9 protein-coding genes are annotated in these 8,014 nt (G+C 49.2%); 5 read left to right on the top strand and 4 right to left on the bottom strand.

Features of this window, described 5'->3' with window-relative positions:
• Positions 1-143: 143 nt before the first annotated feature.
• The gene (locus tag Q0231_RS14240; RefSeq protein WP_299348422.1) at positions 144-671 is read right to left on the bottom strand and encodes an aldehyde dehydrogenase family protein; all 528 of its coding nucleotides are present in this window, start codon (positions 669-671) and stop codon (positions 144-146) included.
• A 240-nt stretch (positions 672-911) separates the two neighbouring features.
• On the opposite strand from Q0231_RS14240, the gene Q0231_RS14245 reads away from it, so the two are divergent.
• On the top strand, positions 912-1,457 hold the full coding sequence (locus Q0231_RS14245) for a TspO/MBR family protein (protein ID WP_299348425.1): 546 nt from the start codon (positions 912-914) through the stop codon (positions 1,455-1,457).
• A 15-nt stretch (positions 1,458-1,472) separates the two neighbouring features.
• Here the strand turns inward: Q0231_RS14245 and Q0231_RS14250 are convergent, their stop codons facing one another.
• Positions 1,473-3,044 carry an EAL domain-containing protein gene (locus Q0231_RS14250; RefSeq protein ID WP_299348428.1) on the bottom strand — a complete coding sequence of 524 codons (1,572 nt, stop codon included), beginning with the start codon at positions 3,042-3,044 and terminating at the stop codon, positions 1,473-1,475.
• Positions 3,045-3,300: 256 nt separating this feature from the next.
• On the opposite strand from Q0231_RS14250, the gene Q0231_RS14255 reads away from it, so the two are divergent.
• The 4 genes from Q0231_RS14255 to hemA all read left to right on the top strand — a co-directional run bounded on the left by Q0231_RS14255 (position 3,301) and on the right by hemA (position 7,133).
• Complete coding sequence (locus Q0231_RS14255) at positions 3,301-4,767, top strand: aminotransferase class V-fold PLP-dependent enzyme (RefSeq protein WP_269392716.1); 1,467 nt, start codon at positions 3,301-3,303, stop codon at positions 4,765-4,767.
• A gap of 76 nt (positions 4,768-4,843) precedes the next feature.
• Positions 4,844-5,380, top strand: coding sequence for a hypothetical protein (locus Q0231_RS14260; RefSeq protein ID WP_269392717.1), 537 nt, complete (start codon positions 4,844-4,846; stop codon positions 5,378-5,380).
• 11 nt (positions 5,381-5,391) lie between these two features.
• Positions 5,392-5,601: a helix-turn-helix transcriptional regulator gene (locus Q0231_RS14265; RefSeq protein WP_269392718.1), complete on the top strand. Its 210-nt coding sequence runs from the start codon at positions 5,392-5,394 to the stop codon at positions 5,599-5,601.
• Between the two features lie 251 nt (positions 5,602-5,852).
• Positions 5,853-7,133 (top strand): 5-aminolevulinate synthase, encoded by a 1,281-nt coding sequence (gene hemA / locus Q0231_RS14270; protein ID WP_299348433.1) that lies wholly within the window; start codon positions 5,853-5,855, stop codon positions 7,131-7,133.
• On the opposite strand, the gene Q0231_RS14275 is transcribed toward hemA, so the two are convergent.
• Complete coding sequence (locus Q0231_RS14275) at positions 7,130-7,534, bottom strand: ACT domain-containing protein (protein ID WP_299348436.1); 405 nt, start codon at positions 7,532-7,534, stop codon at positions 7,130-7,132. The two genes, hemA and Q0231_RS14275, sit on opposite strands and share 4 nt — an antisense overlap.
• 167 nt (positions 7,535-7,701) lie before the next feature.
• Positions 7,702-8,014 (bottom strand): LuxR C-terminal-related transcriptional regulator (locus Q0231_RS14280; protein ID WP_299348439.1); only part of this gene is annotated, 313 nt, incomplete at its 5' end.

Here is an 8,014-nt window from a genome sequence, read left to right on the forward strand (position 1 = left end):
AGGGTCGAAACAGATTCTGACTTGGGAGGGTCACATGATCGCATCACGCATCCGCAGCATGGGCGCGCCGCATTGGCTGGCGCTATGATCACTCTTGCTGCGCCATTGTGGGCGCAAGAGGCCACTGTCACGGTTCGTGACGCCTACGCACGCGCGGCAAGCCCTGCGGCCAAGGCCGGTGCCACTTTGCGGGCAATCATGGCATTGGGGAAGTTCCACGGTGTAATCGCTGCGACAACACCCACCGGTTGTTTCAATACAACGATCTTAGTGTTGGGGCGTGCTTCTGGGATAATATCTCCATAAGCCCGTCGCGCTTCTTCAGCAAACCACTCAATATAGCTCGCGCCATAAACAATTTCGCCTTTTGCTTCCGCTAATGGTTTACCCTGTTCGGTAGATAATAGAGCGCCCAATTGGTCCACATTGGCCAAAATCAAATCGTTCCACTTGCGCAATATATCGCATCGTTGCTTGGCGGTTTTTGCGGCCCAAGGTTTAAATGCCGCTTTGGCAGCTGCAATAGCTGCACGTGCATCATCGCCGGTGGTATCAGCAACGTCTGCCAAGTGCTCAGCGTTGGCTGGATTGGTTACAGCAAAGCTCTTGCCTGAACTGCCGCCCACCCATTGACCATCAATATAGGCCTCAGACTTTTTGAATTTCGACACTATATCCAACATGACATACCTTTCTCAACAATCGCGCCATCCCGATTTGCGCATGATCATTGTTGATGGAAAAACTGAAGAAGAGCTGTGAGCCTAGCGAGTGATTTGACGCCTGTCACGCCCATTCGCAAGAATTTGATCAAACTTTTCATGATCATTTTGAATGACACATTCACAAACATTCATGAGCCGGTCTGTTGGGTATAATATTGAACCAGACGAAATCAACTTGACCCCAACATGATCCGGTACACTATGGGCACCGTAGACAATGAGAACATGGGCAATTGGGAGCAAGTCATGGAAAACCAAAATAAAGAACGACTTTTTAAGATTGCCACATGGGCAACCTTTTACACCGCAACCATTGTTGCGGCGAGTAGCGCGGGCCTTTGGGACATCAAGGGCTATTATGCTGAACTGACATCGCCTTCATTTGCGCCGCCAAATTGGTTGTTTGGGCCCGTTTGGACAATCCTATATGTATTCGTTGCAACCATTGGATTTCGCCTGGTTTACATGGCAAAGGATGCTTGGAAGCCGTTACTTATTGCGCTTTGGACCTTGCAATTCTGCCTAAATACAATTTGGACCCCGGTCTTTTTTGGTGCCTACAACTTGGGCGCGGCACTCATTTACATTGTGGCGCTTGATGTGGTGGTTTTGGCGTTTATTGCACTGATTTGGAATAAAGACCGAATTAGCGCTTATTTGGCCATTCCCTATTTGGCGTGGATCAGCTTTGCGAGCATATTGAATGCATCGTTTTGGATGTTGAACGGCTAATCGCCAATATGGGTTTCAACCAGCGCTGTCGCTGATCACGATCTGGTCAGCGGCAAGCAATTCCAACGCTTTTTCAGCGGGCACGGGGCGACCAAACAAATAGCCTTGCCCAATATCACAACCAAACTGTTGCATCGTTTTCAACTGCTCGTGTGTCTCAATTCCTTCAGCGACGATGGTGGTGTCAAGACTTTTGCTTAAGGCGAAAATGGCGCCCACGATCTTTTTCATTCTCGCGCTATCATTGCACTCCTGCACGAACAGTTGATCTATCTTGATCTTGTCGAACTCGACTTTTGTTAACCGAGAGAAGCTTGAATATCCGGTGCCAAAATCATCCAATGCAATACGCACGCCTGCGTTTTTGAGGTCGATCAGCGTCGCTATGACCGCTTCATGGTCATGCACAAAACAGCTCTCTGTCACTTCTAGCTCTAAACGTTCGGGCGACAAACCTGATTGCTCAAGTTGCCTAAAGACACGCTTTGCCATGAGCCGATCCCGCAATTGGGAGGCGGACAGATTAAACGACAGGGTTCTGTTGCCCGGCCAATTGCAGGCATCCTTGCAGGCCTTGCGGAAAAGGAGTTCAGATAGTTCCAGTATTTGGCCCGACTTTTCTGCAATATCGATAAAGGTGGAAGGCGGGATGAATGTGCCATCGCTTTGTTCCCAGCGCGCAAGCGCTTCAAATCCAATAATCTCTTTGGTTTGCAGGTCAATGTAGGGTTGGTAGTGCACCGACAATTGGCCATCGCGAATGGCACCGCGCAATTGCTGTTCTATTCGCGAACGCTCTGACATGGCCGTTCCAAGCTGTTTGGTAAACATCTTGAATGAGCCCTTGCTGCGATGCTTAGCTTCATAAAGCGCAACGTCAGCATTCACCCTTGCAATTTCAAGCGTTGGTGCATGATCCGGCATCATAGCAATGCCGACGGACGCACTCGCTTCTGTTTGATTTCCGTTGATCTGAAATGGTTCGTTCAGCGCCTTCACAACTTCTCTTGCGGCGGACTTCGCCTGAGCAGTGTCAACATTTCGCAATACAATCACAAACTCGTCGCCACCAACTCTTAGGACAGTTTGTTCTGCCATCAGCCAATTCAATCGATCACCAACCTGTATCAACAAATCGTCGCCGCCAGCGTGGCCAAATAGATCGTTAATCGATTTAAACCCATCAAGGTCCAAAACCAAAACAGCATGAGATTGGCCAGTTTCAGCGCAGCTCTTGAAGTCGGGATGTTCACAAAGTTGGTGCAAGAACTTTCTGTTCGGCAGACCAGTTAAATGGTCGTGCTGCGCCATCCAAACAACTTCTTCTTCCGCTTGTTCAAGTTTTGCAGATTCTCGCTTAAGTTGACGGTGCTTGCGAAATGCGTAAACAGTGCCACCAATTCCGGCGAGCAATATGCCTAAAACCACTTCATCTAATTCATAGGTTTCCATCTCATGGATGAACTCAATGACATATTCAAACACATCTAGTTGAGCAAAACAGTACCATGCCGCAACCACAATAGCGGCAATGACAAATATTTCATTTCTCGCACTGTTTCGACTTGGCCCTATGCCCTTGCCCATGAATTTCCCCGATGGCCTTCATACGTTAGGGTCAGGGTAAGGCGGGTGTCGTTAATTTTCACGAAAAGCGATTTGACGTGATTGTGCTAATTCTTGCGATAGTTAAAGCTTTACATATTTGCCAAGCTCTGGGACCCACTTTGCAACAAAAGGCCCCGGCGCGTGACTGATACAAATTTTAGAGTTGAAATTGCCGACCGAAGTCGTTCAACTCAAACACCCACCGAATCCTCACCAATGATGAGCGGCTTAATTGATGTCCAAAGACTTTGCAGAAACTGGCGACTTCCAATCCTACCTTTCAAAGATCGGCGCAGGTCTTGATGAGTTTGTGAAATTTGAACATGAAGACGCTTTAGCACCTGGTAAAGTGTGGCGAGAAAAACTGAGTGAACCCTTGCCTCAACAAGGCGTTGGACTGGAAGCTGTGAGCGAACTGTTGGTGCACGATGTCATTGCAAATGGCTCAGCTATTATTCGACCCGGTTTCACTTCGTTCATTACAACAGGTGGCACGACCGCTTCGGCCATTGCATCCGTTGCTGGGTCAATTGGTTCCCCCCAACGCTATACGTTAAACGCCTTCAACTTTTTGGAAGAATTGTCGCTTGAGTGGTTGGCACAAATGTGCGGTGTGCCAGATATGAAAGGCATCTATTCAACCGGCGGATCGGTGGCCAATCTGATCGCGCTTGGTGGGGCGCGCCAATGGGCATTTGAACAAGTGGGCCATGATGTGTCCGCATTGGGCATTGACCGCCCTACACGGATATACGCCAGTGCAGAATGTCACCACACCATCCAACGATCCGCCGGCGTCTTAGGACTAGGGCGCAGATCCGTGCGTTTGATCCAATGCGATGCACAAAAGCGGATGCTGCCCGAAGCATTGGCTGCGGCCATCAAAGAAGATTTGGCAGCAAATGTTTTACCCATCGCTATTGTGGCCAATACGGGCAGCACAAACACAGGCGCGATTGATCCCATAAAAGAAATTGGCGAAATCGCCCGCGCCAACAAGATTTGGTTCCATGTGGATGGCGCTTATGGATTGCCTGGCATTTTAGATGAGCGAATTGCCCATCTTTATGAGGGCCTTGAATTGGCTGACAGCGTGATTGTCGACCCGCACAAATGGCTGGGGGCATGCGTTGGCATTGCAGCCACCTTTATTCGAGACAGGGAAATTTTGCACCGCGCCTTTACCCAAGAACCCGCCGATTACTTAGAGGGTTCTGTTGATTACCAAGATGGCGCGAACGCCCCTTCTCACTCAATGGATGATTTTGGCATTCCCTACTTTGATTTTGGCGTCGAGCTAAGCGCGCCGCCGCGTGGCGTTGCCGTTTGGGCTATGCTCAAAGAAATCGGAGTTGATGGGATGCGTCAACGCATTAAACGGCACAATGATATGGCGCAACGGGTGGCAGAACGTGTGCGTGCGGACAAGCGGCTTGAATTGGTTTTGGAACCCAGCCTTTCGATTTGCTGTTTCCGCTATGTGGCGCCGGGCATTGAGGATTTGAACACGTTCAACCAGCGCATTCACCGTCGTTTGGTAAGGGGCAATGTATATATTCCTAGTACCACAAAAGTTGGCGACGTGTTGGCATTGCGGCCTTGTTTTGTCGGCGCTCGCAGTGTGCCGGGACAAGACGATGGGTTGGTGGACGAAGTCTTGCGATTGGGTGATGAATTGCTTGCGGAACAGGCCATGGGCTGACGCAATGCAAGGCTTGTTTTCTCGTTTAGCAACGTATAATTAAAGCAAGCCTTTGTTTTTTGTTTGAGGAATTTTCATGCTTTCACCCAATATGATCAGCAGGATTGCTGGTATTTTGGCCAAACTGGTGCTTTTTGCAGCCATCGTTCTGCCGTTGGCTGTTTTGTCTCTTGTCTTGTTTTTAAGCAGTATTCACCTTGAAATACACGGGGCAAATGAAATCAGTTTGTCTGGTGATCAAATCACACCGCTCGTGCGGGTCATCCTATTTGTTTTCTCAGCAGGGTACTTTGCGTTGCTTGTTGCCGGTCTGCTTTCCATCCGCCAAACCCTCATTGAAGCCGAACATCAACGTTGGCTTTCCTTTGAGAGCGTCAGGGGATTTCGGCGTTTCGCTATAGCAAACTTAGCTATTGCGTTGTACGAGATCTTTTTTGGCGCCTTAGCCTTCGCTTTAATTGATCTACAAAACGGCGACAGCTCATTTTCTGTGCAATTCGGGATGACGGCTGAGTTGGTTTCCGCATTATTCACCGGACTGGTGATCCTGATTGCTGCACACATTTTCACCGTTGGGCAAGCAGCGTACGAAGAAAATAGGAGCTTCATCTAGGTGGGCAGGTCATGAAAATCATTGTCAATTTGGATGTTATGCTGGCGCGCCGGAAAATGCGCCTCAAGGAGCTTGCAAAGGCTGTTGAGCTAACCGAGCAAAATCTATCCATGATCAAAACCGGCAAAGTTAAAGGTATGCGCTTTGAGACTTTGGCTAAGATATGCGCCGTTTTAGACTGCCAGCCCGGCGACTTATTGGAGTTTGACCCAGAAGAATAACAAAGACAATTGTCTTGTGCATTCTCAATTGTGATCAACAAACTGCCCATTACTGGTTGAAGTTTGTTGCCATTCAATTAAATGTAACATGATGGGGTTGCATACATTTGAATTTTGCTATGTAATTTGACGAGCGTATCTTAGTCGTAGCAATTGACCTGCGTCATGTTGCCAGATCGGCGGATCGATATAGATTGGTTACAAGGAGCAACAATATCTGCTCTGACCATGTGAGATAGGGGTATCAATCGATGGATTATCGCGGACTGTTTGAGGACGCCATCGATACTTTGCGCCGTGAAAAGCGCTATCGAGTATTTGCTGATTTGGAGCGTATCGCGGGGCATTTCCCCAAAGCGATCTTTCGCGATACTGCTGACAACGAACGCGAAATCACCATCTGGTGTTCAAACGACTATTTGGGCATGGGCCAACATCAAAAAGTGATTTCTGCCATGCAGGAAACTGCTGGCAAGTTAGGTACTGGCGCTGGCGGCACACGCAATATTGCGGGAACCAATCGACCTTTGGTTCAGTTAGAGCGTTCGCTTGCTGATTTGCACCGCAAAGAAGCAGCGCTTGTGTTTACCTCTGGCTTTGTGTCCAACGAAGCGTCGATTTCCACAATCGCGCGGTTGATTCCGAATTGCTTGGTAATTTCTGATCAGCTCAATCACGCCTCTATGATTGCGGGCGTTAAACAGTCTGGCATGGAAAAGAAGATTTTCCGCCACAATGACATGAAACATTTGCGAGAGATCTTGGAAGCGGCGGGCAAAGACCGCCCCAAAATGATCGTGTTTGAATCCGTTTATTCGATGGATGGCGACGTTGCCCCAATTGAGCAAATTGCAGATTTAGCGCAAGAGTTTAACGCGCTCACCTATATCGACGAAGTACATGCGGTGGGCATGTATGGGGCACGCGGCGCAGGGATTTGCGAGCGCGACGGGTTGATGCAACGTATCGACGTTATTGAAGGCACTATGGCCAAAGCCTATGGCGTAATGGGCGGGTACATTACCGCCAGTCAGCCAATTGTTGATGCTGTGCGCTCTTACGCGTCTGAATTCATCTTCACGACCGCCCTACCCCCAGCGCTTTGCGCGGCGGCACATGCATCGATTGAACATTTGAAGGTTTCCAGCACAGAACGCCAAGGCCAACAGCGCCAAGCCCAACGGGCGAAAGAAATCCTGGCCGAAGCTGGTTTGCCAGTGATGCCAACAGAAACACACATTGTACCTGTGATTGTTGGCGACGCGCGCCGCTGCAAGGCGGCGAGCGACATGTTGATGGACAAACACAACATTTACATTCAGCCGATCAATTACCCCACAGTGCCAAAAGACACGGAGCGGTTGCGCATTACCCCAACACCATTGCACACAGATGAAATGTTGTTTGAATTGCGCGATGCATTGGTGAGCGTTTGGAAAGCTTTGGATTTGCCGATGAACATCGACACGTCTCAACTCACCGCACAGGCATTGAACTCGGGTGATTTGGTGTTGCCAACAACTGGCGGTTAACCTGCCAGTTCTTTGAGCGCTGCCATTGCCGTTTCAACTTTATCGACCGGGATAAACAAGTGATCGTGGTAAAATCCTGCAACCACGTTGCATGGCACTCCCACATCCAAAAGCTTGTTCGATATTGCCGCCATAAAGCCCACTGCTTCGAGCGCTGAATGGACCTGCAGCGTGATTTTTTGACAGATGAACTCATGGGCAATGTTGGCTTTGATTGCATCTTCTTCAGGTAAGATGAGCGTCACACCTTCATTCTCAATAAATGACATAGTGGGCACAACGTCTAGACTCGCCGCAACATAAGGATCAACGGTTGCGAACGCGTAGCGCTGCACGTCGAGTTGTGGGTCCATGTGTTTGAGCAAATCTGTGATGTCTGTTTTGGCATTTGAACTAGTCATCAGGAGTTCCCTTCGTTTTGCGGGTCATCCCGGAACATGTTGCAAGCTATCAGGTCGTCCTGACAATGCTTACGTTGCAACGATATTATGGTGTTTTCAAGCGCAAAATTGGGTGACCAATGGCCACCCAAAAGGTACGTATCTGTGTTCGCCAAGGGAGGGGTTGGCTAACTGGTTAAAACGATACGAACCAAATCCGCAGTGTTGCGGGCCCCCAATTTTTCCATTACCCGAGAGCGGTGCACTTCCACAGTGCGCGGGCTAATGCCCAATTCGCGGCCAGCTTCTTTGTTGGATTGACCGTTTGTGATCAATTGCAGCACTTCGCGCTCTCTTGGGGTGAGTTGATTAAAGCCCCGCACCTCAACTGGTCGATGATAGCCGGTTTGCACTGCACCAATATGCACATCGCGCCGCAATGCGTCACGCACTGCGCGCACCAGTTTTTCCGTGTCGATCGGTTTTGAGATAACGTCTGCG

Source organism: uncultured Maritalea sp. (genome assembly GCF_937139385.1).
Lineage (GTDB): Bacteria > Pseudomonadota > Alphaproteobacteria > Rhizobiales > Devosiaceae > Maritalea > Maritalea porphyrae_A.